This is a genomic window from Streptomyces sp. NPDC001851 (assembly GCF_040297165.1).
Taxonomy (GTDB): Bacteria; Actinomycetota; Actinomycetes; order Streptomycetales; family Streptomycetaceae; genus Streptomyces.
This window is the reverse complement of sequence record NZ_JBEOYR010000011.1, coordinates 1-26,237: the sequence shown is the minus strand read 5'-3', so window position 1 is coordinate 26,237 and position 26,237 is coordinate 1. Positions and strand designations below refer to the sequence as shown.

General features: G+C 69.8%; 23 protein-coding genes and 1 riboswitch. Of the genes, 17 read left to right on the top strand and 6 right to left on the bottom strand.

Annotated elements, in window-relative coordinates:
• Positions 1-53 precede the first annotated feature (53 nt).
• The 5 genes from ABT171_RS17775 to ABT171_RS17755 all read left to right on the top strand — a co-directional run bounded on the left by ABT171_RS17775 (position 54) and on the right by ABT171_RS17755 (position 6,489).
• Entirely contained in the window at positions 54-845 is a 792-nt protein-coding gene (locus ABT171_RS17775) for a PspA/IM30 family protein (RefSeq protein WP_351244684.1), read from the top strand.
• Positions 846-878: 33 nt separating this feature from the next.
• On the top strand, positions 879-1,157 hold the full coding sequence (gene pspAA, locus ABT171_RS17770; RefSeq protein WP_351244682.1) for a PspA-associated protein PspAA: 279 nt from the start codon (positions 879-881) through the stop codon (positions 1,155-1,157).
• 128 nt (positions 1,158-1,285) lie between these two features.
• Complete coding sequence (locus tag ABT171_RS17765; protein WP_351244680.1) at positions 1,286-2,551, top strand: sensor histidine kinase; 1,266 nt, start codon at positions 1,286-1,288, stop codon at positions 2,549-2,551.
• Positions 2,548-3,228 carry a response regulator gene (locus ABT171_RS17760; RefSeq protein WP_351244678.1) on the top strand — a complete coding sequence of 227 codons (681 nt, stop codon included), beginning with the start codon at positions 2,548-2,550 and terminating at the stop codon, positions 3,226-3,228. The genes ABT171_RS17765 and ABT171_RS17760 overlap by 4 nt, the downstream gene beginning before the upstream one ends.
• 159 nt (positions 3,229-3,387) lie before the next feature.
• On the top strand, positions 3,388-6,489 hold the full coding sequence (locus ABT171_RS17755; protein ID WP_351244676.1) for an efflux RND transporter permease subunit: 3,102 nt from the start codon (positions 3,388-3,390) through the stop codon (positions 6,487-6,489).
• A 51-nt stretch (positions 6,490-6,540) separates the two neighbouring features.
• Here the strand turns inward: ABT171_RS17755 and ABT171_RS17750 are convergent, their stop codons facing one another.
• Both ABT171_RS17750 and nadA read right to left on the bottom strand, forming a co-directional pair.
• Positions 6,541-7,116 (bottom strand): Uma2 family endonuclease, encoded by a 576-nt coding sequence (locus ABT171_RS17750; protein WP_351244674.1) that lies wholly within the window; start codon positions 7,114-7,116, stop codon positions 6,541-6,543.
• 143 nt (positions 7,117-7,259) lie between these two features.
• The gene (gene nadA / locus ABT171_RS17745) at positions 7,260-8,444 is read right to left on the bottom strand and encodes a quinolinate synthase NadA (RefSeq protein WP_351244672.1); all 1,185 of its coding nucleotides are present in this window, start codon (positions 8,442-8,444) and stop codon (positions 7,260-7,262) included.
• A gap of 275 nt (positions 8,445-8,719) precedes the next feature.
• On the opposite strand from nadA, the gene ABT171_RS17740 reads away from it, so the two are divergent.
• A complete protein-coding gene (locus ABT171_RS17740; RefSeq protein ID WP_028422454.1) occupies positions 8,720-9,076 on the top strand; it encodes an iron-sulfur cluster assembly accessory protein in 357 nt (118 codons plus the stop codon).
• A 67-nt stretch (positions 9,077-9,143) separates the two neighbouring features.
• Here the strand turns inward: ABT171_RS17740 and ABT171_RS17735 are convergent, their stop codons facing one another.
• Positions 9,144-10,796 carry a hypothetical protein gene (locus ABT171_RS17735; RefSeq protein ID WP_351244670.1) on the bottom strand — a complete coding sequence of 551 codons (1,653 nt, stop codon included), beginning with the start codon at positions 10,794-10,796 and terminating at the stop codon, positions 9,144-9,146.
• A 101-nt stretch (positions 10,797-10,897) separates the two neighbouring features.
• The gene (locus tag ABT171_RS17730; protein WP_351244668.1) at positions 10,898-11,107 is read right to left on the bottom strand and encodes a hypothetical protein; all 210 of its coding nucleotides are present in this window, start codon (positions 11,105-11,107) and stop codon (positions 10,898-10,900) included.
• A gap of 129 nt (positions 11,108-11,236) precedes the next feature.
• On the opposite strand from ABT171_RS17730, the gene ABT171_RS17725 reads away from it, so the two are divergent.
• Positions 11,237-12,211 carry a carbohydrate kinase family protein gene (locus ABT171_RS17725; RefSeq protein WP_351244666.1) on the top strand — a complete coding sequence of 325 codons (975 nt, stop codon included), beginning with the start codon at positions 11,237-11,239 and terminating at the stop codon, positions 12,209-12,211.
• 12 nt (positions 12,212-12,223) lie between these two features.
• On the opposite strand, the gene ABT171_RS17720 is transcribed toward ABT171_RS17725, so the two are convergent.
• Positions 12,224-13,588: a cysteine desulfurase/sulfurtransferase TusA family protein gene (locus ABT171_RS17720; protein WP_351244664.1), complete on the bottom strand. Its 1,365-nt coding sequence runs from the start codon at positions 13,586-13,588 to the stop codon at positions 12,224-12,226.
• 281 nt (positions 13,589-13,869) lie between these two features.
• On the opposite strand from ABT171_RS17720, the gene ctaC reads away from it, so the two are divergent.
• The 4 genes from ctaC (at position 13,870) to ABT171_RS17700 (ending at position 18,347) form a co-directional block, all read left to right on the top strand.
• Positions 13,870-14,829, top strand: a complete 960-nt coding sequence (gene ctaC, locus ABT171_RS17715; RefSeq protein ID WP_351244662.1) for an aa3-type cytochrome oxidase subunit II — start codon at positions 13,870-13,872, stop codon at positions 14,827-14,829.
• On the top strand, positions 14,826-16,559 hold the full coding sequence (ctaD, locus tag ABT171_RS17710) for an aa3-type cytochrome oxidase subunit I (RefSeq protein WP_351244660.1): 1,734 nt from the start codon (positions 14,826-14,828) through the stop codon (positions 16,557-16,559). The genes ctaC and ctaD overlap by 4 nt, the downstream gene beginning before the upstream one ends.
• On the top strand, positions 16,556-16,954 hold the full coding sequence (locus tag ABT171_RS17705; protein WP_031166647.1) for a cytochrome c oxidase subunit 4: 399 nt from the start codon (positions 16,556-16,558) through the stop codon (positions 16,952-16,954). The genes ctaD and ABT171_RS17705 overlap by 4 nt, the downstream gene beginning before the upstream one ends.
• A gap of 133 nt (positions 16,955-17,087) precedes the next feature.
• Positions 17,088-18,347 carry a L,D-transpeptidase gene (locus ABT171_RS17700; protein WP_351244657.1) on the top strand — a complete coding sequence of 420 codons (1,260 nt, stop codon included), beginning with the start codon at positions 17,088-17,090 and terminating at the stop codon, positions 18,345-18,347.
• A 101-nt stretch (positions 18,348-18,448) separates the two neighbouring features.
• Here ABT171_RS17700 and ABT171_RS17695 read toward each other — a convergent pair whose 3' ends face one another.
• Complete coding sequence (locus tag ABT171_RS17695; RefSeq protein ID WP_351244655.1) at positions 18,449-18,850, bottom strand: response regulator; 402 nt, start codon at positions 18,848-18,850, stop codon at positions 18,449-18,451.
• 166 nt (positions 18,851-19,016) lie between these two features.
• Between ABT171_RS17695 and ctaE the strand changes: the two genes are divergently transcribed.
• The 6 genes from ctaE (at position 19,017) to ABT171_RS17665 (ending at position 26,088) form a co-directional block, all read left to right on the top strand.
• On the top strand, positions 19,017-19,637 hold the full coding sequence (gene ctaE / locus ABT171_RS17690; RefSeq protein WP_351244653.1) for an aa3-type cytochrome oxidase subunit III: 621 nt from the start codon (positions 19,017-19,019) through the stop codon (positions 19,635-19,637).
• Positions 19,638-19,698: 61 nt separating this feature from the next.
• Positions 19,699-20,511, top strand: a complete 813-nt coding sequence (gene qcrC, locus ABT171_RS17685) for a cytochrome bc1 complex diheme cytochrome c subunit (protein WP_351244651.1) — start codon at positions 19,699-19,701, stop codon at positions 20,509-20,511.
• Positions 20,508-21,575 carry a cytochrome bc1 complex Rieske iron-sulfur subunit gene (qcrA, locus tag ABT171_RS17680; RefSeq protein ID WP_351244649.1) on the top strand — a complete coding sequence of 356 codons (1,068 nt, stop codon included), beginning with the start codon at positions 20,508-20,510 and terminating at the stop codon, positions 21,573-21,575. The genes qcrC and qcrA overlap by 4 nt, the downstream gene beginning before the upstream one ends.
• Complete coding sequence (gene qcrB, locus ABT171_RS17675) at positions 21,572-23,209, top strand: cytochrome bc1 complex cytochrome b subunit (RefSeq protein WP_351244647.1); 1,638 nt, start codon at positions 21,572-21,574, stop codon at positions 23,207-23,209. Before qcrA ends, qcrB begins: the two co-directional genes overlap by 4 nt.
• Before the next feature lie 118 nt (positions 23,210-23,327).
• Positions 23,328-24,392: an anthranilate phosphoribosyltransferase gene (gene trpD, locus ABT171_RS17670; RefSeq protein ID WP_351244645.1), complete on the top strand. Its 1,065-nt coding sequence runs from the start codon at positions 23,328-23,330 to the stop codon at positions 24,390-24,392.
• Positions 24,393-24,467: 75 nt separating this feature from the next.
• Positions 24,468-24,584, top strand: a riboswitch (SAM riboswitch).
• Between the two features lie 142 nt (positions 24,585-24,726).
• Positions 24,727-26,088 carry an aminotransferase class V-fold PLP-dependent enzyme gene (locus ABT171_RS17665; protein ID WP_351244643.1) on the top strand — a complete coding sequence of 454 codons (1,362 nt, stop codon included), beginning with the start codon at positions 24,727-24,729 and terminating at the stop codon, positions 26,086-26,088.
• Positions 26,089-26,237 lie beyond the last annotated feature (149 nt).

Sequence of the window (26,237 nt, the reverse complement as noted above, 5' to 3'; positions counted from 1 at the left end):
CCTGTCGCAGGATCTGTGAGCTGGAGTCCGTCAGAAGGGGGCGCGCGAAGCCCATGAGCGGTGTCATGAAGCGTATGGGGATGATCTTCCGCGCGAAGGCGAACAAGGCCCTTGACCGGGCCGAGGACCCGCGCGAGACCCTCGATTACTCGTACCAGAAGCAGCTGGAGCTGCTGCAGAAGGTCCGCCGCGGCGTCGCCGACGTGGCGACCAGCCGCAAGCGCCTGGAACTCCAGCTCAACCAGTTGCAGCAGCAGTCCACCAAGCTGGAGGACCAGGGCCGCAAGGCGCTCGCGCTCGGCCGCGAGGACCTGGCCCGCGAGGCGCTGTCCCGGCGCGCCGCGCTCCAGCAGCAGGTCACCGACCTGGAGACGCAGCACGCCACCCTCCAGGGCGAGGAGGAGAAGCTCACCCTCGCGGCCCAGCGCCTGCAGGCCAAGGTGGACGCGTTCCGTACGAAGAAGGAGACCATCAAGGCCACCTACACCGCCGCCCAGGCCCAGACCCGCATCGGCGAGGCCTTCTCCGGCATCTCCGAGGAGATGGGCGACGTCGGCCTGGCCATCCAGCGCGCCGAGGACAAGACGCAGCAGATGCAGGCCCGCGCCGGCGCCATCGACGAGCTGCTCGCCTCCGGTGCCCTGGACGACCCGACCGGCATGGCCAAGGACGACATCGCGGCCGAGCTGGACCGGCTGTCCGGTGGTAGTGATGTAGAGCTGGAACTGCAGCGCATGAAGGCCGAGCTGGCCGGAGGCTCCCCGCAGCAGGCGATCGAGGGCGGCACCGGCCAGGGGCGGACCCAGCAGCAGCCGCAGGACACCCCGCGCTTCGACAAGCAGTAGCCCGGCGCCGGGACCCGAGCCGAGGAGGCCGACGTGATCGTACGGATCATGGGGGAGGGCCAGGTGCAGCTGGACGACTCCCACTTCGTCGAGCTGAACAAGCTGGACGACGAGCTGCTGGCCGCGATGGAGAGCGACGACGGCGCCGGCTTCCGCGCCACCCTCCACGCCCTCCTGGACAAGGTCCGTGAGCTGGGCCGGCCGCTGCCGGACGCTTCGCTGGAACCGTCGGAGCTGATCCTGCCGTCGGCCGACGCGTCGCTGGAGGAGGTCCGGGAGATGCTCAGCGACGACGGGCTGATTCCCGGCTGAGGGCTCGGGCGGCTCGGGCCGTGCGCCGGCTGCGGGCCGGTGGGGGCTGACCGCGCGGTTCCCCGCGCCCCTCGGGGAGCTGCGGTCGCGGTCCCCCTCTCCCGCACAGACCCGTACTGTTCACCCCCGTGAGTACCGCCCGCACGCTCGACCGCGCCCGCTGCAGCCTCAAGGCCCACCCGCTGGCCCTGGACGCGTCCATCGCCGCAGGCGTCCTGGTCTGCATGGTCGTCGGCTCCTTCGTCGTCCCCCGCGGAGCCCACGGCGTGACCTGGGGCGTCCGCACCCCCGACCCCCTCAGCCTGCTCCTCATGCTGCTCGCCGCGGCCGCGCTGGTCCTGCGCCGCCGCGTCCCCAAGACGGTCCTCGCCACCACCGGCGCCCTCTCCGTGGTCGAGTGCGTCACCGGTGACCCGCGCGCCCCGGTCGCGATGTCCGCCGTCATCGCCCTGTACACCGTCGCCGCGACCACCGACCGCACCACCACCTGGCGCGTCGGCCTGCTCACCATGACCGTGCTGACGGCCGCCGCCATGCTCGGCGGCCCCCTGCCGTGGTACGCGCAGGAGAACCTGGGCGTGCTCGCCTGGACCGGCATCGGCGCCACCGCCGGGGACGCCGTACGCAGCCGGCGCGCGGTCGTCCAGGCCATCCGGGAGCGCGCCGAGAGAGCCGAACGCACCCGCGAGGAGGAGGCGCGGCGCCGCGTCGCCGAGGAGCGGCTGCGCATCGCCCGCGATCTGCACGACGTGGTCGCCCACCACATCGCCCTCGTGAACGTGCAGGCCGGGGTCGCCGCGCACGTCATGGACAAGCGGCCCGACCAGGCCAAGGAGGCCCTCGCCCATGTCCGCGAGGCCAGCCGGTCCGCGCTCGACGAGCTGCGCGCCACCGTAGGACTGCTGCGGCAGTCCGGCGACCCGGAGGCACCGACCGAGCCCGCACCCGGCCTGAGCCGCCTGGAGGAGCTGGCCGCCACCTTCCGCAACGCGGGCCTGCCGGTGCAGGTGGCCCGCGCCGACCAGGGCACCGAACTGCCCGCCGCGGTCGACCTGGCCGCCTACCGGATCGTCCAGGAGGCCCTGACCAATGTGCAGAAGCACGCCGGGCCCGAGGCCAGGGCGGAGGTCAGCGTCGTACGGGTGGGGACGGTCATCGAGGTGACCGTGCTGGACGACGGGGCGGGCGCGGCCGGGGTGCCCGGGGCCGGCGGCGGGCACGGACTGCTCGGCATGCGCGAGCGGGTCACCGCCGTCGGCGGCACCCTCACCACCGGACCCCGCTACGGCGGCGGCTTCCGCGTCCATGCGATCCTGCCCCTCAAGACCCGTACGGAGACCCGTACCGACAGCCGTACCGATTCCCGTACGACGGCCCCGGGGGAGCCCGCATGACGATCCGTGTCCTGCTCGCCGACGACCAGGCACTGCTGCGCAGCGCGTTCCGGGTGCTGGTCGACTCCGAGCCCGACATGCAGGTCGTGGGGGAGGCGTCCGACGGGGCCGAGGCGGTCCGGCTGACCAGGGAGCAGGCCCCCGACGTGGTCCTCATGGACATCCGGATGCCCGGCACGGACGGCCTCGCCGCCACCCGGCTGATCAGCGCCGATCCCTCCCTGACGCAGGTCCGTGTGGTCATCCTGACCACCTTCGAGGTGGACGACTACGTGGTCCAGGCGCTGCGCGCGGGCGCCTCCGGCTTCCTCGGCAAGGGCAGCGAGCCGGAGGAGCTGCTCAACGCCATCCGGGTCGCGGCGGGCGGCGAGGCCCTGCTGTCCCCCGCCGCCACCAAGGGCCTGATCGCCCGTTTCCTCGCCCAGGGCGCCGGTGACGACGACCGCGACCCCGCCCGCTCCGCGCGGCTCGGCACGCTCACCGGCCGGGAGCGGCAGGTGCTCGTCCAGGTCGCCGGCGGCCACTCCAACGACGAGATCGCCGAGCGCCTGGAGGTCAGCCCGCTGACGGTGAAGACGCACGTCAACCGGGCCATGGCCAAACTGGGCGCGCGCGACCGGGCGCAGCTCGTGGTGATCGCGTACGAGTCGGGGCTGGTACGTCCGAGGATGGAGTGACCTCCACCCGGGACTACTGCAGATCTCCACCCGGGCGTACTGCGGACGGAGTAGGGCCCGGATAAGGAACGGGACCCAGGGCCTACGGATCGGCCTTCTGCGATGGGTGAGGGTGAGGGGGTCTGCCGCTCACAGACCCACAGAAGAGAGACCTGACCCATGTCCTGGCTGTCGAGATTCAGCCTCCGTCAACGGGCCCTGACCGGCCTGATGTCGCTCGTCGCGCTCGTCTTCGGGCTGATCGCGATCCCGCAGATCAAGCAGCAGCTGCTGCCCACCATCAACCTGCCCATGGTGTCGGTGATCGCGCCGTACCGGGGCGCCTCGCCCGACGTGGTCGAGAAGCAGGTCGTCGAGCCGATCGAGAACAGCCTCCAGGGCGTCGACGGTGTCACCGGGGTCACCTCGACCGCCGGCGAGGGCAACGCCGTGATCATGGCGTCCTTCGACTACGACAACGACACCAAGCGGATCGTCTCCGACGTGCAGCAGGCCGTGAACCGGGCCCGCAACCAGCTCCCGGACGACGTCGACCCGCAGGTCATATCCGGCTCCACCGACGACATGCCGGCCGTGGTCCTCGCCGTCACCTCCGACAAGGACCAGCAGGCGCTCGCGGACCAGCTCGACAAGACCGTCGTACCCACCCTGAAGGACATCGACGGCGTCGGCCGCGTCCAGGTCATGGGCGTCCGCGGCCTCCAGGTCACGGTCACCCCGGACGACGCCGGGCTCGCGCGGGCCGGCCTCACCTCCGCCGCGCTCGGCCAGGCCCTCCAGGCGGGCGGCGCGACCGTCCCGGCCGGTTCCTTCGACGAGAACGGCGCCAACCGCACCGTCCAGGTCGGCGGCGGCTTCACCTCGCTGAAGCAGATCCGGGACCTGATGGTCACCGGCCACAGCGGCGGCAAGCCGGTACGCCTCGGTGACGTGGCCACCGTCAAGGAGCAGCCGGCCCCGGCCGACTCGATCACCCGCACCGACGGCAGGCCCAGCCTCGCCGTCAACGTGACCATGGATCACGACGGCAGCGCGGTGACCATCTCGAACGCGGTCAAGGACAAGCTGCCCGACCTGCGCGAGCAGCTCGGCTCCGGCGCGAAGCTCACGGTCGTCAGCGACCAGGGCCCGGCCGTTTCCAAGTCCATCGAGGGGCTGACCACGGAGGGCGCGCTCGGCCTGCTCTTCGCGGTCCTCGTCATCCTGGTCTTCCTGGCGTCGATCCGCTCGACGCTGGTCACGGCGGTCTCCATCCCGCTGTCGGTCGTCCTCGCCCTGATCGTGCTGTGGACGCGCGGCCTGTCCCTGAACATGCTCACGCTCGGCGCGCTGACCATCGCCATCGGCCGGGTCGTGGACGACTCGATCGTGGTCCTGGAGAACATCAAGCGCCACCTCGGCTACGGCGAGGAGCGCAGGGACGCGATCCTGAACGCCGTGCGCGAGGTGGCCGGCGCCGTCACCTCCTCCACGCTCACCACGGTCGCCGTGTTCCTGCCGATCGGCCTGGTCGGCGGCATGGTGGGCGCCCTGTTCGGCTCGTTCAGCATCACGGTGACGGCGGCCCTGCTGGCCTCCCTGCTGGTGTCCCTGACGGTCGTTCCGGTCCTGTCGTACTGGTTCCTGCGCGCCCCGAAGGGCACGCCCGAGGACGCCGAGCAGGCCCGCCGCAGGGCCGAGGAGAAGGAGGCGAACAGCCGCCTGCAGCGCGCGTACGTCCCCGTCCTGCGCTTCGCCACGCGCCGCCGCCTGACCAGTGTCCTGATCGCGATCGTGGTCCTGGTGGTGACCTTCGGCATGGGCGGCCTGCTGAAGACGAACTTCTTCGACCAGGGTGACCAGGAGGTCCTCACGGTCAAGCAGGAGCTGAAGCCGGGTACGAGCCTGGCCGCCACGGACGCGCAGGCGAAGAAGGTGGAGAGGCTGCTGGCCGCCACCGAGGGTGTGAAGGACTACCAGGTCACCGTCGGCTCCTCCGGCTTCATGGCGGCCTTCGGCGGCGGCACGGACAGCAACCAGGCCTCGTACCAGGTGATGCTGAAGGACTCCGCGTCGTACGACGAGGTGCAGAAGCACCTGGAGGACGGCCTCAAGCAGCTCAGGGGCATCGGTACGACCACAGTGTCGGCCGGTGGCGGCTTCGGCAACCAGAATCTGAGCGTGGTGGTCAAGGCGTCCGACCCGCAGGCGCTGCGGACGGCGGCGGAGCAGGTCCGCGCGACGGTCGCCGGCCTCGACGGCGTCACGGACGTCACCAGCGACCTCGCGACCAGCGTGCCGCGGATCTCGGTGAGGGCCAACGCCGAGGCGGCGGCGGCCGGTTTCGACGACCAGAAGCTCGGTGCGGCGGTCGCCCAGGCGGTGCGCGGTACGACGGCGGCGAAGGCGGTCCTCGACGACACCGAGCGCGATGTCGTCGTGCGGTCGGCGAAGCCCGCGACGACGCTGGCCCAGCTGAAGGCGCTGCGCCTCGGCCCCGTGAAGCTGGCGGACATCGCCACGGTGAAGCTGGTGGACGGCCCGGTGTCGCTGACCCGGATCGACGGGCAGCGCGCCGCGACGATCACCGCCAGGCCGACGGGCGACAACACGGGTGCGATCAGCACCAAGCTCCAGTCGAAGATCAAGGCGCTGAAGCTGCCGGCGGGCGCGAAGGCGGAGATCGGCGGCGTGACGTCGGACCAGAACGACGCGTTCAAGAACCTGGGCCTGGCCATGCTGGCAGCGATCGCGATCGTCTTCATGCTGCTGGTGGCGACGTTCCGCTCGCTCGCGCAGCCCCTGATCCTCCTCGTCTCCATCCCGTTCGCGGCGACCGGCGCGATCGGCCTGCTGGTCGCCACCGGCACCCCGATGGGCGTCCCGGCGATGATCGGCATGCTGATGCTGATCGGCATCGTGGTGACCAACGCGATCGTGCTGATCGACCTGATCAACCAGTACCGGAGGCAGGGTTACGGCGTCGTGGAAGCGGTGATCGAGGGTGGTCGCCACCGCCTCCGCCCGATCCTGATGACGGCGCTGGCGACGATCTTCGCCTTGCTTCCCATGGCCCTGGGCGTCACGGGTGAGGGTGGCTTCATCGCCCAGCCGCTCGCGGTGGTCGTCATCGGTGGCCTGATCACGTCCACGCTGCTGACACTCCTGCTGGTGCCCACGCTCTACGCGATGCTGGAACTGCGCAAGGAGCGCCGGGCGAAGAAGCGGGCGGCGAAGAAGGAGCCGCAGCCTCGGCGGACTCCGGAGCCGGCCGGGGTGTAGCCGGCCGGTTGCCCGAAGGACCGGGCCCGCACAGCGGTGCGGGCCCGGGACTCACAGGAAGTCCGCGGTGTCCAGCTCGAAGGCGAAGGGCTCGGGGAGGGCGAGGGGCTTGCCGAAGGCGAGGATGCACTGCTCGCGGTAGTCGTCCGCTCCGGGGTCGCTGAAGAGCGTGGTGGAGGAGGTGCTGCGGTCGACGAGCAGGTAGAGCGGGATACCGCCCCGGGCGTAGCAGCGGCGCTTCGTCTCGCGATCGGCCCGGGGCTTCGAGGACGTCACCTCCAGCACCATGGCGACCCCCTCGCAGGGCATCCAGGGGTCGGCGCCCCGGTAGAGCCGCAGCTGCGCGGGGGCGAATGTGCCGTCCGGGATCACATGGTCCTTCGGGCAGCCGACCGCGCTCTCCAGCTTCAGTCCCTTGTTCCCGGAGAAATCCATGTCGGTCCGAGACCGCCTGATCACCTGCTTCACGATCACGTTGATGTAGTCCTCGTGATCCCCGTCCGGCGGCGGCGTCACAACGATCTCCCCCTCGACCAGCTCGGCCCGGAAACCTTCCGGGGTGTCCAGGGCGAGGAACCCATCCAGCAGGACTTCCTGGGTGATCGGTTCGTGTGCCATCGCAGTCATGTCACGCCCTTCCTTCCGTCGCTCGCCAGACTGGGACATCGAAAGATCACCTGTCCATGGGATCGGGGACCGTTCCCTCGATCGTGGCACGAAAGGGGCGCCCCCCGACACCGGGAAGCGCCCCTGACTCGTGTGAAGGCCCGTTACGGCAGCGCCAGCATCCGCTCCAGCGCCAGCTTCGCGAACGCCTCCGTCTCCTTGTCGACCTCGATCCGGTTGACCAGGTTGCCCTCGGCCAGGGACTCCAGGGCCCAGACCAGGTGCGGCAGGTCGATGCGGTTCATGGTCGAGCAGAAGCAGACCGTCTTGTCGAGGAAGACGATCTCCTTGCCCTCGGGCGCGAAACGGTTCGCCAGCCGCCGGACCAGGTTCAGCTCGGTGCCGATGGCCCACTTGGAGCCCGCCGGGGCCGCCTCCAGGGCCTTGATGATGTACTCCGTCGAGCCGACGTGGTCCGCGGCGGCGACGACCTCGTGCTTGCACTCGGGGTGGACGAGGACGTTCACGCCGGGGATGCGGGCGCGCACGTCGTTGACCGAGTCCAGGCTGAAGCGGCCGTGGACCGAGCAGTGGCCCCGCCACAGGATCATCTTCGCCGCACGCAGCTCGTCCGCGGTCAGGCCGCCGTTCGGCTTGTGCGGGTTGTAGACCACGCAGTCGTCCAGGGACATGCCCATGTCCCGGACGGCGGTGTTGCGGCCCAGGTGCTGGTCCGGCAGGAACAGCACCTTCTCACCCTGCTCGAAGGCCCAGTCCAGCGCCCGCTTGGCGTTCGACGAGGTGCAGATCGTGCCGCCGTGCTTGCCGGTGAACGCCTTGATGTCCGCCGAGGAGTTCATGTACGAGACGGGGACCACCTGCTCGGCGATCCCGGCCTCCGTCAGCACGTCCCAGCACTCCGCCACCTGCTCGGCCGTCGCCATGTCGGCCATGGAGCAGCCGGCGGCGAGGTCGGGCAGGACGACCTTCTGGGCGTCGGAGGTGAGGATGTCCGCCGACTCGGCCATGAAGTGCACACCGCAGAAGACGATGTACTCGGCCTCCGGGCGCGCGGCCGCGTCCCGGGCCAGCTTGAAGGAGTCACCCGTGACGTCGGCGAACTGGATGACCTCGTCGCGCTGGTAGTGGTGGCCGAGCACGAAGACCTTGTCGCCGAGCTTCTCCTTGGCCGCGCGGGCGCGCTCGACCAGGTCGGGGTCGGACGGCGACGGCAGGTCACCGGGGCACTCGACGCCCCGCTCGCTCTTCGGGTCGGCCTCACGGCCGAGCAGCAGCAGGGCGAGCGGAGTCGGCTGCACGTCGAGCTCCGGGGTCTGGGCGGTGGTCACGACACGCACCCTTTCTACTTTTCGTCTAACTGACGCTATCTATCATAACTGGTTCACGTCAGTTTGACGATGGCCATAGCGTCGATGTGACGTGAATCCTGCTCGGCTCCCCGTGTGATCCCTCCACAGGCCGCTGCCGGTGCCCAGGGGCATGTGCGAGCATGAAGACAGAAGGAAAAACGCGACAACGCGACTGCCCGGCCCGGAATGAATCCGCGGAAGCGCCGGTTGCACTCGTCGGCAAGCAGTCTCCGTACAACCCGGGAGAGATGTAGATGTCCGTATCGGACGAGACCACCACCGTCACCGACGGCATCATCCTGACCGACGCCGCCGCGGCCAAGGTCAAGGCCCTGCTCGACCAGGAAGGCCGTGACGACCTCGCGCTGCGTGTCGCCGTCCAGCCCGGCGGCTGCTCCGGCCTGCGCTACCAGCTCTTCTTCGACGAGCGCTCGCTCGACGGTGACGTGGAGAAGGACTTCGGCGGGGTCAAGGTCGTCACGGACCGCATGAGCGCTCCGTACCTCGGCGGCGCCACCATCGACTTCGTGGACACGATCGAGAAGCAGGGCTTCACGATCGACAACCCGAACGCGACCGGCTCCTGCGCCTGCGGCGACTCCTTCAGCTGAGCCGACGGTCCGAAAAAGGCGGCGACCCCCACCATGGGGGCCGCCGCCTTCGTCGTACGCCGGGAGGCTAGCGCGACCCGGCCGGCGCGTCCGGATGCAGCGCGCCCGGCTTGCCCTGCGGAATACGGCTGCCGTCGGCACCGACCACCGTCCGCCCGTCCAGTGGCGCGGCCAGCCGCACGGTCTTCACATACTCCTTGGCGATCAGGACGCACACCTTGTCCGGCCAGCGGTGCTCGGTCACCGTCACGGTCACCCGCTCGCCGCTCTCCTTCGCCGCCACCTTGTAGTCCGCGCACACCCCGCCGTAGAAGCTCACGGTCAGCTCCCGGTCGTCGGCCAGATAGCCGGTCACCTTCACGGTCCCGGGTGCCGGCGTCCCGGAGGCCGGGGGAGCCGAGGGCGTGGCCGCCGACGCCAGATACCGCGGACCGACCGCCGGGTACGACACCGTCGACGCGCCCTCGCCGGCCGGCCCCCGCACCTCGAACAGCCAGGACGGCACCAGCGTCTGCCGCCCGGCGACGGAGTGCGAGGCCAGCCCGAAGACCGCCTTGTCGACGGTGACCGTGTCGGTGCCCGGGTCCGCCCCCTGCTTCGGCACACCCGTGGACGCCCGGCAGGGCTGCTCCAGCCGGTCCTTCAGCGGCATCGGGCTGGTGCAGCCGCCGATCCCCATCCGATGGCCGCCCTTCGGAGCCGCGTTCATCAGCTCCAGCGTCTTCGCGGCGCTCAGCACGGGGTAGGTGTCGCCCTTCACCGGAGCCCCGAGCAGGCCCTGCCCGCCGACCAGCTCACCCTGCCGGTTCACGGTCAGGCCGGTGGTCCAGCCGTACGTCCGCAGCCCGCCGATCACCGGATCGGCGTTCACCACCCGCTGGGTGCCCATGACCTGACTCGCGTCGATCTTCGCGGCGTCCAGACCGGCCGCCTTCAGCACCGGCGCGGCGGCCTCGGTCGCCTTCGCCATGCTCACCGGGGTGCCGACGGGGCCCATCGGGTCGTGCGCGCAGAGGGGGCCCTTCCTGCAGTCGTCGGTGCCCGGCGCGTACCGGCTGTAGCTCCAGCTGCCCGGCGCCTCCCGGTTCACCTGGAGGCTCGGCCCGGAGCCGTCCTTGCCGCCGACCCGCCAGATCCGGCCCTCGGCCACCGGGGCGCCGCCGACACCGAGCGCCCTGGCCAGCCGGATCACCGCGTCCTTGCCCACCTCGCCCTTCGGTACGTAGACCGGCGCCGAGGCGGGACCGGCCGGCAACTCGCCCCGGGCCACGTACGTCGCCCCGTACGGGTCCGGCTCGCCCGGCGCGATACCGCCCGTGCCGCTCCAGCCGTCCAGGGCGAGCGGCGGGGGAGGGGCACCGTCGCCGGCCGTACCGCCTCCGGCGTCACTGCCCGCCGCGAGATAGGCGCCACCGCCGCCGACCAGCAGCACGGCGGCGGCGACGGAGACGACGGCGAGCCGCGACCGCCGCCGCCCGGCACGCCCGCCGTCCGCGCCGCCCTCCTCCGGGCCGCCAGGGCCATCAGTGCCACCAGCGCCGCCCTCAGCACCACCAGCGCCGACAACGTCGTCCGCGGCGTCCGCCGCCGCGATCGCCGGCTCCGGCTTCCCCGAGTCCCCGGGCCCCTCAGAGCCCTCCTGGCTCCCGGCGCCCCCGACGCTCCCGGACTGCTCGGAGCCCTCAAGTTGCTCGCGGTTCTCGGGTCGCTCGGTGTTCACCGCATCGCTCCTCGCTGGTCGTATCCCGCGTCCCCCGCCTGGGGGACGGCGATGGGACGCGCGAGGGGAGCGTGCGGTTCCCCGCGGAATGCGCCCGCGCGTCAGTCGCCGTAGTCCGACATCGCGTCCAGCAGCCGCGCGGACCGCGCCGGCACCTCCACCCCGTGGATCAGGGACGGCGGCACCGGCCGGGACTCGGCGTGCTCGGGAACCGTCCAGTGCGGAGCCATCCGGGCGCAGTCACCGCGCAGCGCTGCGAGGTCACCCTCTTGGTCGGCGGGGGCGGCGGAGCGGAACTCGAGGTTCGTCATGACGGCACCGTAGGCCTGCTCCGTGCCGCGGAGAAAGATCTACTATCGGGTAGTTTCGCCAGCTGCAGTCCCGGCGGCCGACCGGGTAGCGTGAACTGTCAATCCAGCCTCCCGCAGGAGAATGCCGACGTGCGCATCGCAGTCACCGGCTCCATCGCCACCGACCACCTCATGACCTTCCCCGGCCGTTTCGCCGACCAGTTCGTCGCGGACCAGCTGCACACGGTCTCGCTCTCCTTCCTGGTCGACAACCTGGACGTGCGCCGGGGCGGCGTCGGCGCCAACATCGCCTTCGGCATGGGCCAGCTCGGCACCGGGCCGATCCTGGTCGGCGCCGCCGGCTTCGACTTCGACGAGTACCGGGCCTGGCTCGACCGGCACGGTGTGGACACCGAGTCGGTCCGGATCTCCGAGACCCTGCACACCGCCCGCTTCGTGTGCACCACGGACGCCGACCACAACCAGATCGGCTCCTTCTACACCGGCGCGATGAGCGAGGCCCGCCTCATCGAGCTGAAGACCGTCGCCGACCGCGTGGGCGGCCTCGACCTGGTCCTCATCGGCGCCGACGACCCCGAGGCGATGCTCCGCCACACCGAGGAGTGCCGCTCCCGCGCGATCCCCTTCGCCGCCGACTTCTCGCAGCAGATCGCCCGGATGGAGGGTGAGGAGATCCGGATACTGCTGGACGGCGCGACGTACCTGTTCTCCAACGAGTACGAGAAGGGCCTCATCGAGTCCAAGACGGGCTGGACCGACGCCGAGATCCTGGCCAAGGTCGGCCACCGCGTCACCACGCTCGGTTCGCGGGGCGTGCGCATCGAGCGGGTCGGCGAGGACCCCATCGAGGTCGGCTGCCCGGAGGAGGAGCGCAAGGCCGACCCCACCGGTGTCGGCGACGCCTTCCGCGCGGGGTTCCTGTCGGGACTGGCCTGGGGTGTCTCGCTGGAGCGGGCGGCGCAGGTCGGCTGCATGCTGGCGACGCTCGTCATCGAGACGGTGGGAACGCAGGAGTACCGGCTGCTGCGCGGGCACTTCATGGAGCGGTTCACCAAGGCGTACGGGGACGAGGCCGCGCAGGAGGTCCAGGCCCACCTGCGCTGAGCCCCGCGCCGGTCAGCTGACCCGGCGGACCGTGTACGCCGTTCCCCGGTCCGCCGGCTCCTCGCCGACGTACTCCTGCCCCCGCATCTCGCACCACGCCGGGATGTCCAGGCGGGCCGCCTCGTCGTCGGAGAGGACCCGTACGGTCCCCCCGACCGGTACCTTTCCGAACACCTTGGCCAGTTCGATGACCGGGATCGGGCAGCGCTTGCCGAGGGAGTCGACGACCAGCGCCTCGGCCTGTACGGCCGTCTCGGGGGCCGGTGCGCCGAGCTTCTCCCTGACGCCCGCCACGGCCCCCGGCAGCACCGTCAGGAACCGCTCCACGTCCTCCTCGGCCGCCCCCATCGGCAGGGACACCCTCACGTTCCCCTCGCTGAGCACACCCATCGCCTTCAGCACATGGCTGGGCGTCAGGGTGCTGCTGGTGCAGGACGAACCGGAGGAGACCGAGAAGTCCTCCCGGTCCAGCTCGTGCAGCAGCGCCTCGCCGTCGACGTAGAGACAGGAGAAGGTGACGATGCCGGGCAGCCGCCGCTCGGCGTCCCCGACGACCTCCACATCCGGCACGACCCGCGGCACCCGCGCCCGGATCCGCTCCGTCAGCTCCCGCAGCCGTACCGCCTCCTGGGCCGCCTGGGCCCGTACCGCCCGCAGGGAGGCCACGGCCGCCACGATCGCCGGGATGTCCCCGGACCCGGACTCCCGCTCGTCGCCGGGCCCTTGTGCGGCGAACCGCACCCCCTTGCGTACGACGAGCAGCCCGACCCCGGACGGTCCGCCCCATTTGCGCGCACTGGCCGCGAGCAGTGACCAGTCACCCCCGACCGGCCCCCACCCCAGCGACTGCGCCGCGTCCACCAGCAGCGGCACCCCGGCCGCCCGGCACGCCTCGGCCACCTCACCCACCGGCTGCACGGTGCCGACTTCGTGGTTGGCCGACTGCAGACACGCCAGCGCGGTGTCCGGCCGCAGGGCAGCCTCGTAGTCCGACGGGTCCACGGCACCCGCGCGGGTCACCGGCACCCGGGTCACCGTCCCCCCGTCCGCCTCGAACGCCTCCGCCGAATGGAGTACCGAGGAGTGTTCGACGGCCGACACGATCAGGTGGCGTCCCACCCGCCGCCGCCCGGCCAACGCCCCCGCCACACCTCTGTGTACGGCTCTGGTCCCGGACGAGGTGAACACCACCTCGTCGGCCCGGCAGCCGACGGCTTCGGCAGCCGCCTCCCGCGCCGCGTCCAGCAGCATCCGGGCCTTGCGCCCCTCCCGGTGGAGCCGGGCCGGATCCGCCCATCCCTCATCCAGAGAGGCCAACAAGGCCTGACGGGCCACGGGATGGAGAGGAGCGGCGGAAGCAGCGTCAAAGTAGGCCATACGGCAACGCTAGACCGCCGGTCGGGGCAGCGCCCCAAAGGGGCGCGAGGCCATGACATCAGCGGCTCCGCCGCGGGGCGCGACCAGCCACAACACACCCGCAGCCGCCAATCAAGCGAACCACCCGAGTTAGTAGGCACCCCTCCCCGCGAACCCTCGGAGAGGGTGGGCTAGGGTTTGGTCCGCATAAACATCCAAACCCCTGCCCGACGCAGGGCGGCGACCGACCAGCGAGAAGGCCGCAGCCGACCGCGCGGGCGAGACTCTCGGGAAGGCGCTACGTGAGTCCCAACGGCTCCGACCGCTCGCCGCGGCGCCCGATGCGGCGGAAGCTGCTGCAGGCACTGACCGCGGGCCTGGTCCTGGCGACCGCAACCGGTTGCACATACAAGGACTTCCCCCGCCTTGGCATGCCCACCCCGACCACGGATGAGGCTCCGCGGATCCTCACGCTGTGGCAGGGCTCCTGGGCTGCCGCGCTCGCCGTCGGCGTGCTGGTGTGGGGCCTGATCCTGTGGAGCGCCATGTTCCACCGGCGCAGCCGCACCAAGGTCGAGGTACCTCCGCAGACCCGGTACAACATGCCGATCGAGGCCCTGTACACGGTGGTCCCGATCATCATCATCTCGGTGCTCTTCTACTTCACGGCCCGGGACGAGTCCAAGCTCCTGGACCTCTCCAAGAAGCCCGACGTCACGGTCAACGTGGTCGGCTTCCAGTGGAGCTGGGGCTTCAACTACGTCGAGAACGTCCCGGGTGTCTCCGGCGACGCCAAGACCGACAAGAACCTGGACGCCATTCCGGACCGGTTCAAGAAGGACTTCCCGGCGAACGCCGGCGGTGTCTACGACGTCGGTACCCCGGGCACGCGGAACCCGGACACGAACAACCCCGGTCCGACGCTCTGGCTCCCCAAGGGCAAGACGGTCCGCTTCGTCCTGACCTCTCGTGACGTCATCCACTCCTTCTGGGTGGTGCCGTTCCTGATGAAGCAGGACGTCATCCCGGGCCACACCAATGCCTTCCAGGTGACCCCCAACCACGAGGGCACCTTCCTCGGCAAGTGTGCCGAGCTCTGCGGCGTCGACCACTCCCGGATGCTGTTCAACGTGAAGGTCGTCTCCCCGGCGGCATACGAGCAGCACCTCAAGGACCTCGCCAAGAAGGGGCAGACCGGTTACATTCCCGCCGGCATCGCGCAGACGAGCCACGAGAAGAACCGGGAGACGAACAACCTGTGAGCATCCTCAACGAACCCCAGGGTGCCGCGGCAGCTGAAGGCGCGTACGCGGACGAGCTGCCGGTCAGGCGCAAGCAGCCCGGCAATCTCGTGGTGAAGTGGCTGACGACCACCGACCACAAGACGATCGGCACGCTCTATCTGGTCACGTCGTTCGCGTTCTTCCTGATCGGCGGCGTGATGGCGCTGCTGATGCGCGCCGAGCTGGCCCGGCCGGGCCTGCAGATCATGTCGAACGAGCAGTTCAACCAGGCGTTCACGATGCACGGCACGATCATGCTGCTGATGTTCGCGACGCCGCTGTTCGCCGGCTTCACGAACTGGATCATGCCGCTGCAGATCGGCGCGCCGGACGTGGCGTTCCCGCGGCTGAACATGTTCGCCTACTGGCTGTACCTGTTCGGCTCGACCATCGCGGTGGGCGGCTTCCTCACCCCGGAGGGTGCGGCCGACTTCGGCTGGTTCGCCTACTCCCCGCTGTCGGACGCGGTCCGCAGCCCGGGCGTCGGCGCCGACATGTGGATCATGGGTCTGGCCTTCTCCGGCTTCGGCACCATCCTCGGCGCGGTCAACTTCATCACCACGATCATCTGCATGCGTGCCCCGGGCATGACCATGTTCCGCATGCCGATCTTCGTGTGGAACGTGCTGCTGACCGCCGTGCTGGTCCTGCTCGCCTTCCCGGTCCTGGCGGCCGCGCTGTTCGCCCTGGAGGCGGACCGCAAGTTCGGTGCCCATGTCTTCGACGCGGCCAATGGCGGAGCCCTGCTCTGGCAACACCTCTTCTGGTTCTTCGGCCACCCAGAGGTGTACATCATCGCGCTGCCGTTCTTCGGCATCATCTCCGAGGTCATCCCGGTGTTCTCCCGCAAGCCGATGTTCGGCTACATGGGTCTGATCGCCGCGACCATCGCGATCGCCGGTCTGTCCGTGACCGTGTGGGCCCACCACATGTACGTCACCGGTGGTGTGCTGCTGCCGTTCTTCTCCTTCATGACGTTCCTGATCGCCGTGCCGACCGGGGTGAAGTTCTTCAACTGGATCGGCACCATGTGGAAGGGCTCGCTGTCCTTCGAGACGCCGATGCTCTGGGCGGTCGGCTTCCTGATCACCTTCACCTTCGGTGGTCTGACCGGTGTCATCCTGGCCTCGCCGCCGATGGACTTCCACGTCTCCGACTCGTACTTCGTGGTGGCGCACTTCCACTACGTGGTCTTCGGCACGGTCGTCTTCGCGATGTTCTCCGGCTTCCACTTCTGGTGGCCGAAGATGACCGGCAAGATGCTGGACGAGCGGCTCGGCAAGATCACCTTCTGGACGCTGTTCATCGGCTTCCACGGCACCTTCCTGGTCCAGCACTGGCTGGGCGCCGAGGGCATGCCGCGCCGCTACGCCGACTACCTGGCGGCCGACGGCTTCACCACCCTGAACACGATCTCGACGATCAGCTCGTTCCTGCTCGGCCTGTCGATCCTGCCGTTCCTCTACAACGTCTGGAAGACGGCCAAGTACGGCAAGCCGGTGAACGTCGACGACCCGTGGGGCTACGGCCGTTCGCTGGAGTGGGCGACGTCCTGCCCGCCCCCCCGGCACAACTTCGTCACCCTGCCGCGGATCCGCAGCGAATCCCCGGCGTTCGACCTGCACCACCCTGAGATCGCCGCGCTTGAGCAGCTTGAGCACGCCGGTCACGGCACCGCCATCGCGGGCAGCAAGGAGGCCGGCAAGTGAAGATCCAGGGTCGGATGTTCATCTGGCTGAGCGTCTTCATTCTGATCATGGCCATCGTGTATGGCGTGTGGTCGAAGGAGCCGGCCGGCACCACCGCACTCTTCCTGGCCTTCGGCCTGAGCGTCATGATCGGCTTCTACCTGGGCTTCACCGCCCGGCGGGTCGACGCGGGCGCCCAGGACGACAAGGAGGCCGATGTCGCGGACGACGCGGGCGAGCTGGGCTTCTTCAGCCCGCACAGCTGGCAGCCGCTCATGCTGGGCTTCGGCGGTGCGATCGCCTTCCTCAGCATCGCGGTCGGCTGGTGGCTGATCTACTTCTCGGCCCCGTTCATCGTGATCGGCCTGTTCGGCTGGGTGTTCGAGTACTACCACGGTGAGAACCGCACCCAGTAGCACACGAGAGCGCACGCCGGAAGCCCGGACACTCCATCAGGAGGGTCCGGGCTTCCGGCGTCTGCCGTAGTGTCGATGACTCGTACGGATTACCTGCCGCGCCAGTGGGGTCGGCGTCTCATAGCGTGATCATATGAACCACATTCCGCGGACCCGCACCGTCGTCAGCTGCGCCTTGCTGGTGACCGTCCTCGGCGCGGGCTTCATCGCCTGCGGTTCGGATGGCAACCCGCTGTCGGCCAAGCCGTACGACGCGGCGGACCTGATCTCCTTCAACGGCCCCGCCGACGCGGGCAAGCGGGCCGACCCCGACAAGCCCCTTGAGGTCACGGTGGACGACGAGGGGCGCATCACCGACGTCACCGCCCAGGACTCCACAGGCCGCTATGTGACGGGCGAACTCACCGCCGACGGCAGTCGCTGGCACAGCACCTCCCCGCTGGCCGCCAACGCCCACTACACGGTCACCGTGAGCACCGAGGACGACGACGGCGCGCCGGGCCGCAAGGTCTACACGTTCGACACCAGCAAGCCCAGCGGCAAGAAGCGCCTGAACGTCACCTTCGGGCCGGACGCGGGCCAGTACGGCGTGGGGCAGCCCATCACCGCCCAACTCGACCAGGAGGTCAGGGACAAGGCGCAGCGGGCCGTCGTGGAGCGCGCCCTGCGGGTGGACTCCACGCCGGCCGTGCCGGGTTCCTGGTACTGGGTGAGCAACAAGGAGCTCCACTACCGCCCCAAGGAGTACTGGCCCACCCATGCCGTCATCCAGGTGCACAGCAACCTGGACGGCGTCCGGATCAGCGACCGGCTGTGGGGCGGCAGGTCCAAGCCGCTGAGGATCACCACGGGGGAGAGGATCGAGGCCGTCACGGACGCCTCGGCGCACCAGCTGACGTTCTTCGAGAACGGCAAGGTGATCAACCAGGTGCCCGTCACCACCGGCAAACCCGGCTACGAGACCCGCAACGGTGTCAAGGTCGTCCTGGAGAAGCAGTACTTCGTACGGATGCGCGGTGTCACCGTCGGTATCGCCGAGGGCAGTTCCGACTCGTACGACCTGCCGGTCTACTACGCCACCCGGGTCACCTGGTCGGGCGAGTACGTCCACGCCGCACCCTGGTCCGTGGGCTCACAGGGCTACGCCAACGTCAGCCACGGCTGCACGGGGATGAGCACCGGCAACGCCGAGTGGTTTTTCGACCACATCCACGAGGGCGACATCGTCAGGGTCGTCAACTCCAACGGCGACCCGATGGAACCGTTCGGCAACGGCTTCGGCGACTGGAACGTCGACTGGAAGAAGTGGCTCACGGGCTCGGCCCTGAACACCGGCAAGCCCGACGGCCCGACCCCGGCGGACACGGTACGCCTCAAGCCGACGGCGCTGTAGTGAAGGGGCGCGGGGCCGCGTTCGGTATGCGGCCACCGCCGCGTGGGCGCGACAGGCCACGACGAACCGGCAGCCGCACACGGACCGCGCGCCCCGGGCTCCTAGGCGCTCAGCAGCCTCTTCTGCCGAAGCAGCGCAGCCAACGCCGACGCGAACTCCACCGGATCCACCGGCAGGGTCACCGCCGCGTCCGCCCTGCTCCACGTGGCCAGCCACGCGTCCTGCGGCCGCCCCATCAGCAGCAGCACCGGCGGGCAGTTGAAGACCTCGTCCTTGATCTGCCGGCACACCCCCATGCCCCCCATCGGCACGGCCTCGCCGTCCAGGACGCACACATCGATGCCGCCCCGGTCCAGCTCGCGCAGCACCGCGTCGGGTGTCGCGCACTCCACGAACTCGACAAGGGGAACGTCAGGAGCCGGCCTGCGGCCGGAGGCCAGCCGTACTTGCTCGCGGGTGGTGGAGTCGTCGCTGTAGACCAGCACCGTGGCGGTCGGCTGCATGGTTCCTCCGGGACGTCAGCGTCGTACGGACGGACGGACAGGGCCGTTCGGGGCGGAGCTTACTCCCGTCGAAGTCCCCGTGAACACCACGTCAACACGGGTCCGGCGGGGGGCAACACTCCGAACGGCACCCCCCGGAGTGAGGGCGGGATAAGCGACCGACATAATGTCGGTCGTGGCGACAGCAACGACAGTAGAAACCGGGCACGCGCACCCGTCGGTCAACCGGCCGAACCTCACCAGCGTCGGAACCATCATCTGGCTGAGTTCCGAGCTGATGTTCTTCGCGGCCCTCTTCGCGATGTACTTCACCCTCCGGTCGGTGACCGGACCGGCTCACTGGAAGGAGATGGCGCACGCGCTGAACGTGCCCTTCTCCGCGACGAACACCACGATCCTGGTGCTCTCCTCCCTCACCTGCCAGCTCGGCGTGTTCGCGGCCGAGCGCGGCGATGTGAAGAAGCTCCGTGGCTGGTTCATCCTCACCTTCATCATGGGTGCGATCTTCATCGGCGGTCAGATCTACGAGTACACGAGCCTGGTGAAGGACGAGGGCATCTCGCTCTCCTCCGACCCGTACGGCTCGGTGTTCTACCTGACCACCGGCTTCCACGGCCTGCACGTGACGGGCGGCCTCATCGCCTTCCTGCTGGTCCTCGGCCGCACGTACATGGCCAAGAGGTTCACCCACGAGCAGGCGACCGCTGCCATCGTCGTGTCCTACTACTGGCACTTCGTCGATGTGGTCTGGATCGGCCTCTTCGCCACGATCTACCTGATCAAGTAGCGGGACCGCTCCCGCACATCCAGAAGCACCGACGCAGAAGATCCTGACACCGGGGTAATCCGTGAAAAAGCTCTCCGTACGACGACGCCATCCGCTGGCGGCGGTCGTCGTCCTACTCCTCGCGCTGGCGGCCACTGGGGGGCTGTACGCCGCGTTCGCGCCCGCGGGCAAGGCGCAGGCCGATGATTCCGCCCAGTCCCTGACCATCAAGGAGGGCAAGAAGCTCTACGAGGTCGGCTGCGCCAGCTGCCACGGCACCGGTGGCCAGGGCTCCTCCGACGGACCCAGCCTGGTCGGCGTGGGCGCCGCGGCCGTGGACTTCCAGGTCGGCACCGGCCGTATGCCCGCGGCCACCTCGCAGGGCGCCCAGGTCCCGCGCAAGAAGGTCGTCTACAACCAGACGCAGATCGACCAGCTCGCCGCGTACATCGCCTCGCTGGGCGCCGGCCCGAGCGTGCCCACCAAGGAGCAGTACGGCCCGGGCGGCGCGGACATCGCCAAGGGCGGCGAGCTGTTCCGCACCAACTGCGCGCAGTGCCACAACTTCACCGGCAAGGGCGGCGCCCTGACCAAGGGCAAGTTCGCGCCGAGCCTGGAGGGTGTCGCTCCGAAGCACATCTACGAGGCCATGCAGACGGGCCCGCAGAACATGCCGTCCTTCCCCGACACCACGATGTCGGAGAAGAACAAGAAGGACATCATCGCGTACCTGAACGCGGTCAACGGCGAAGAGACGGAGAACCCGGGCGGTCTGGAGCTGGGCGGCCTCGGGCCGGTCAGTGAGGGTCTGTTCGCCTGGATCTTCGGCCTCGGTGCGCTGATCGTGGTCGCCGTCTGGGTCGCCGCTCGGACCGCAAAGGCCAAGAAGTCATGAGTAGCCAAGACATTCCAGAAGAGAACCTGCCCGCTGAGCAGGACGCCCACAAGGGCGCGCACGGCGCGGTATCGATCGCGGACGAGGAGAACCCGTTCGCCGACCCGGGGCTGCCGCCTCACGAGCACCGGATCCAGGACATCGACGAGCGGGCCGCCAGGCGGTCCGAGCGCATGGTGGCCCTGCTGTTCACGGTGTCGATGCTGGCCACCATCGGCTTCATCGCCTCGTACTTCGCGATTCCGCACGACAAGGCGGTCTTCGTCTTCCCGATCGGGCACATCAACGCGCTGAACTTCGCGCTGGGGCTGACCCTCGGCGCGGCGCTGTTCTGCATCGGCGCGGGCGCGGTCCACTGGGCCCGCACCCTGATGTCCGACGTCGAGGTCGCCGACGACCGTCACCCGATCGAGGCCTCGCCCGAGGTCCGCGCGAAGGTCCACGCGGACTTCCGCCAGGGTGCCAAGGAGTCGGCGCTCGGCCGCCGCAAGCTGATCCGCAACACCATGTTCGGCGCGATGGCCCTGATGCCGCTCTCCGCCGTCATGCTGCTCGGCGGCCTGGGCCCGAAGCCCGGCACCATGCTCCGGCACACCCTGTGGGCCAAGGGCAAGCGCCTGATCAACATGAACACCAACCAGCCGCTGCGCCCCGAGGACGTCGCCGTCGGCTCCCTCACCTTCGCCAAGCCCGACGGCCTGGAGGAGACCGACGAGGACTTCCAGAACGAGATCGCCAAGGCGGCCCTGATGATCGTCCGGCTGCAGCCGGGCAACATCAAGGACAAGCGCGAGCTCGACTGGTCGCACGAAGGCATCGTCGCCTTCTCCAAGATCTGCACCCACGTCGGCTGCCCGATCTCGCTGTACGAGCAGCAGACGCACCACGTGCTGTGCCCGTGCCACCAGTCCACCTTCGACCTCTCCGACGGTGCCCGAGTGATCTTCGGCCCCGCCGGCCACGCCCTGCCGCAGCTGCGTATCGGCGTGGACAGTGAGGGTTACCTCCAGGCGCTCGGCGACTTCGAGGAGCCCGTCGGTCCTGCATTCTGGGAGCGCGGATGAGTACTGCATCGAACGACGCACCCCGCTCTCGCGGGAAGGCCCCGGCCGGCGAGCGGATCGCCGACTGGGCCGACGGCCGGCTCGGGATCTACTCCCTGGCCAAGGCCAACATGCGCAAGATCTTCCCCGACCACTGGTCGTTCATGTTGGGCGAAGTGTGCATGTACAGCTTCATCATCATCATCCTGACGGGTGTCTATCTGACGCTGTTCTTCCACCCGTCGATGAACGAGGTGGAGTACCACGGCAGCTATGTCCCGCTCCAGGGACAGCTGATGTCCGAGGCGTTCAACTCGACCCTGCACATCTCCTTCGACGTGCGCGGTGGTCTGCTCGTCCGGCAGATCCACCACTGGGCCGCGCTGATCTTCCTCGCCGGCATGTTCGTGCACATGATGCGCGTGTTCTTCACCGGCGCGTTCCGCAAGCCGCGTGAGATCAACTGGCTGTTCGGCTTCCTGCTGTTCGTCCTCGGCATGTTCACCGGCTTCACCGGTTACTCGCTCCCGGACGACCTGCTCTCCGGCACCGGTGTGCGCTTCACCGAGGGCGCGATCCTGTCGATGCCGATCGTCGGCACGTACATCTCGATGTTCCTCTTCGGCGGCGAGTTCCCCGGCCACGACTTCGTCGCCCGGTTCTACTCGATCCACATCCTGCTGCTGCCGGGCATCATGCTCGGCCTGATGGTGGCGCACCTGATCCTGGTCTTCTACCACAAGCACACGCAGTTCGCGGGTCCCGGAAAGAGCGAGAAGAACGTCGTCGGCATGCCGCTGCTGCCGGTCTACATGGCCAAGGCGGGAGGCTTCTTCTTCCTGGTCTTCGGTGTCATCGCGGCCATCGCGGCGGTCGCCCAGATCAACCCGATCTGGGCCATGGGTCCCTACCGTCCGGACCAGGTGTCCACCGGCGCCCAGCCCGACTGGTACATGGGCTTCGCCGAGGGTCTGGTCCGCTACATGCCGGGCTGGGAGATCAACCTCTGGGGTCACACGCTCGTCCTGGGTGTGTTCATCCCGCTGGTGCTCTTCGGTCTCGTCCTGGCGGCGATCGCGGTCTACCCGTTCATCGAGTCCTGGATCACCGGCGACAAGCGCGAGCACCACATCCTGGACCGCCCGCGCAACGCCCCGACCCGCACCGCGTTCGGTGTCGCCTGGGTGACGGTCTACATGATCGGCCTGGTCGGCGGTGGCAACGACCTGTGGGCCACCCACTTCCACCTGTCGATCAACGCCGTCACCTGGTTCGTCCGGATCGGCTTCTTCGTCGGACCGGTCGTCGCGTTCATCGCCACCAAGCGGATCTGCCTCGGCCTGCAGCGCCGGGACCGCGACAAGGTGCTGCACGGCCGCGAGACCGGCATCATCAAGCGCCTGCCGCACGGTGAGTTCATCGAGGTGCACGAGCCGCTCAGCCAGGAGCAGCTGCACACCCTCACGGCCCACCACCAGTACGAGCCGGCCGAGATCGGCCCGACGGTCGACGAGAACGGTGTCGAGCGCAAGGTCAAGGCCTCGGAGAGGCTCCGGGCGAAGCTGTCCCACGCCTACTACGGCGAGGACAACCAGATCCCGAAGCCGACCGTCGAGGAGTACAAGGAGATCGTGAGCGGCCACGGCCACCACTGATCCCCGCGTCGCCACGCCACGCTGAAGGGCCCCGTCCGGGTTGCGGACGGGGCCCTTCGCCCTGTCCGGGGCTGGATAGGGTGGGATCGGAACGGTTCTTACGACACCAGGAGCGGCTATGAGCGCTGTGACCCCCGCTGGAGGCGACACCGCGGCGGGCCGTTCCTGGCCCGAGGTACTGAACGCCCTGCTGGAGGGCCGCGACCAGAGTGCGGACGCCACGGCATGGGCCATGGACCGGATCATGCGCGGGGAGGCGACGGACGCGCAGATCGCGGGATTCGCCGTGGCGCTGCGTGCCAAGGGCGAGACGGTGGAGGAGATCAGCGGGCTCGTGCGCGCGATGTACGCGCACGCCAACGTGATCGAGGTGCCGGGGCAGACCGTGGACATCGTCGGCACGGGCGGTGACGGTGCCAAGACGGTGAACATCTCCACGATGTCGTCGATCGTCGTCGCCGGCACCGGGGCGAAGGTCGTCAAGCACGGCAACCGGGCCGCGTCCTCCGCATCGGGTGCCTCGGACGTCCTGGAGAAGCTGGGCGTCAACCTGAACCTGCCGCTGGAGCGGGTCCCGCAGGTCGCCGAAGAGGCCGGGATCACCTTCTGCTTCGCGGTGAAGTTCCACCCGGCGCTGCGCCATGTGGCCGCGGCCCGCGGCCAGTTGGGCATCCGCACGACCTTCAACGTGCTCGGCCCGCTGACCAACCCGGCGAAGGTGCGGTCCCAGGCCGTCGGGGTGGCGGATCTCCGGATGGCGCCCATCGTGGCCGGTGTCCTCGCCGAGCGCGGCAACTCCTCCCTGGTCTTCCGCGGCGACGACGGCCTGGACGAGCTGACCACCACCGCCACCTCGCGGGTGTGGGTGGTCCGGGACGGCAAGGTCGCCGAGGAGTCCTTCGACCCGCGGGACGTCGGCCTCGATCTCGTCCCCGTGGAGGCCCTGCGCGGCGCGGACGCGTCGTACAACGCGGAGGTCGCCCGCCGTCTGCTCGACGGCGAGACCGGGCCCGTACGGGACGCGGTGCTGCTGAACTCGGCGGCGGCGCTCGTCGCGCTGCGGCCGGCGGACGCGCCGCTGACCGAGCAGCTGCGGGCCGGGATGGACCGGGCGGCGGAGTCGATCGACTCCGGTGCGGCGAAGCGGACGCTGGACCGCTGGGTGGCGGCCAGCAACGCGTAGCGTCCACCGGCGCTCGTCCCGCGATCCGGACGCGGGTTGCGGGACGACGATCGTTTCACGTACGTTCCTGTACCAGGTCATGAGTGACAGTCATGAGGCCCCGGCCGACTGTCCGGCAACCCTCCGTCCGTGGCGGGGTGCCCCGGGTGAGGACCAGGCCGTGGGCAGCGAGGTCCACGGCAAGCGCGGACCCCTCGTATGAGCCAGGGGTCCTGGTCGTCGAGGAGCCTTCCGTGAGCAAGCGAATGCGATAGGGCCGCAGAGCCCCGCCTCCGCACACCCTTCTTCTCTTCTTCCTGCGCCCTCGGGGCGTATGTCCTCACGGGAGTCACCCATGTCCGTCTTCACCGCTGCCGCCGACCAGTCCGTTTGTGCCCCTCTGCCGGTTCTGGGCCGGGATGTCACCGTCCCGCTCGTCACCGGCGGCGAGGTCACCTACGCCGCCCTCGACTACGCGGCCAGCGCGCCCGCCCTGCAGCGCGTCTGGGACGACGTGGCGGCCTACGCGCCGTACTACGGCAGCGTCCACCGCGGCGCCGGCTACCTGTCCCAGCTGTCCACCGACCTGTTCGAGAACGCCCGGAAGACGGTCGCCGAGTTCCTGGACTGCCGCCCCGACGACCAGCTGGTCTTCACCCGTTCGACCACGGACTCCCTGAACCTCCTCGCCCGCGCCCTCCCCGCCGACTGCCAGGTCTTCGTCTTCGAGACCGAGCACCATGCCTCCCTGCTGCCCTGGCAGGACGCGAAGGTCACCTACCTCAACGCCCCGCGCAGCCCGCAGCAGGCCGTCCAGACCCTGGAGCGCGCCCTCGCCGACCGCGACCCGTACGGCCCGGCCCTGGTCTGCGTCACCGGCGCCTCCAACGTCACCGGCGAACTGTGGCCGGTGCGCGAACTGGCGGCGGCGGCGCACGCGCACGGCGCCCGGATCGTCCTGGACGCCGCCCAGCTGGCCCCCCACCACCCCGTGTCCGTCCGTGACCTGGACGTCGACTGGGTCGCTTTCTCCGGCCACAAGCTGTACGCCCCGTTCGGCTCGGGTGTCCTGGCCGGCCGCGCCGACTGGCTGCGCGCGGCCGAGCCGTACCTCGCGGGCGGCGGCGCCAGCCGCAAGGTGACCCGGCGTCAGGACGGCGGTGTGGACGTGGAGTGGCACGAGAGCGCCGCGCGGCACGAAGCGGGGTCGCCCAATGTGATCGGCGCCTACTCCATCGCCTCGGCGTGCAAGGCGCTCACCGAGGCCGGCTGGGACACCCTGGTCGCCCGCGAGCAGCACCTGATCGCCGGGGTCCGCGCGGGCCTCGCCGAGGTCCCGCAGGTGAAGGTGCTGTCCCTCTTCGGCGACGACGCCCCGCGCGTCGGCGTCATCTCCTTCGTCGTCGAGGGCTGGAACAGCTCCCACTTCGCCGCGGCGCTCTCCGCCGAGTACGGCATCGGCGTCCGCGACGGCCTCTTCTGCGCCCACCCCCTGGTCCGCACCCTCCTCGGCAGCGACCCCCAGACCCAGGGCGAATGCGGCGCCCCCGAGGCTGCCCCGGGTGAAAAGTCCCTCAACGCCATCCGCGTCAGCTTCGGCGCGGGCACCCCCGACGAACACGTGGAGCGTTTCGTGACGGCGGTACGGGAACTGGTGACCGAGGGCGCGAAGTGGACGTACCGCACGGAGGACGGCCGCTGCGTGCCGGCGGTGTAAGGCTGACCCGACGGGCAGCCAGTCCGGGGGCGCGGGGGGGGGCCCCCCCCCCCCCCCCCGCCCCCCGGCCCCCCCCCCAAAGAAATAGCCCCCCCCAAGCCGGCCCACCCCCCCCCCCCAGAGCCGCGGGCTGGGGGAGAAAGGACGAG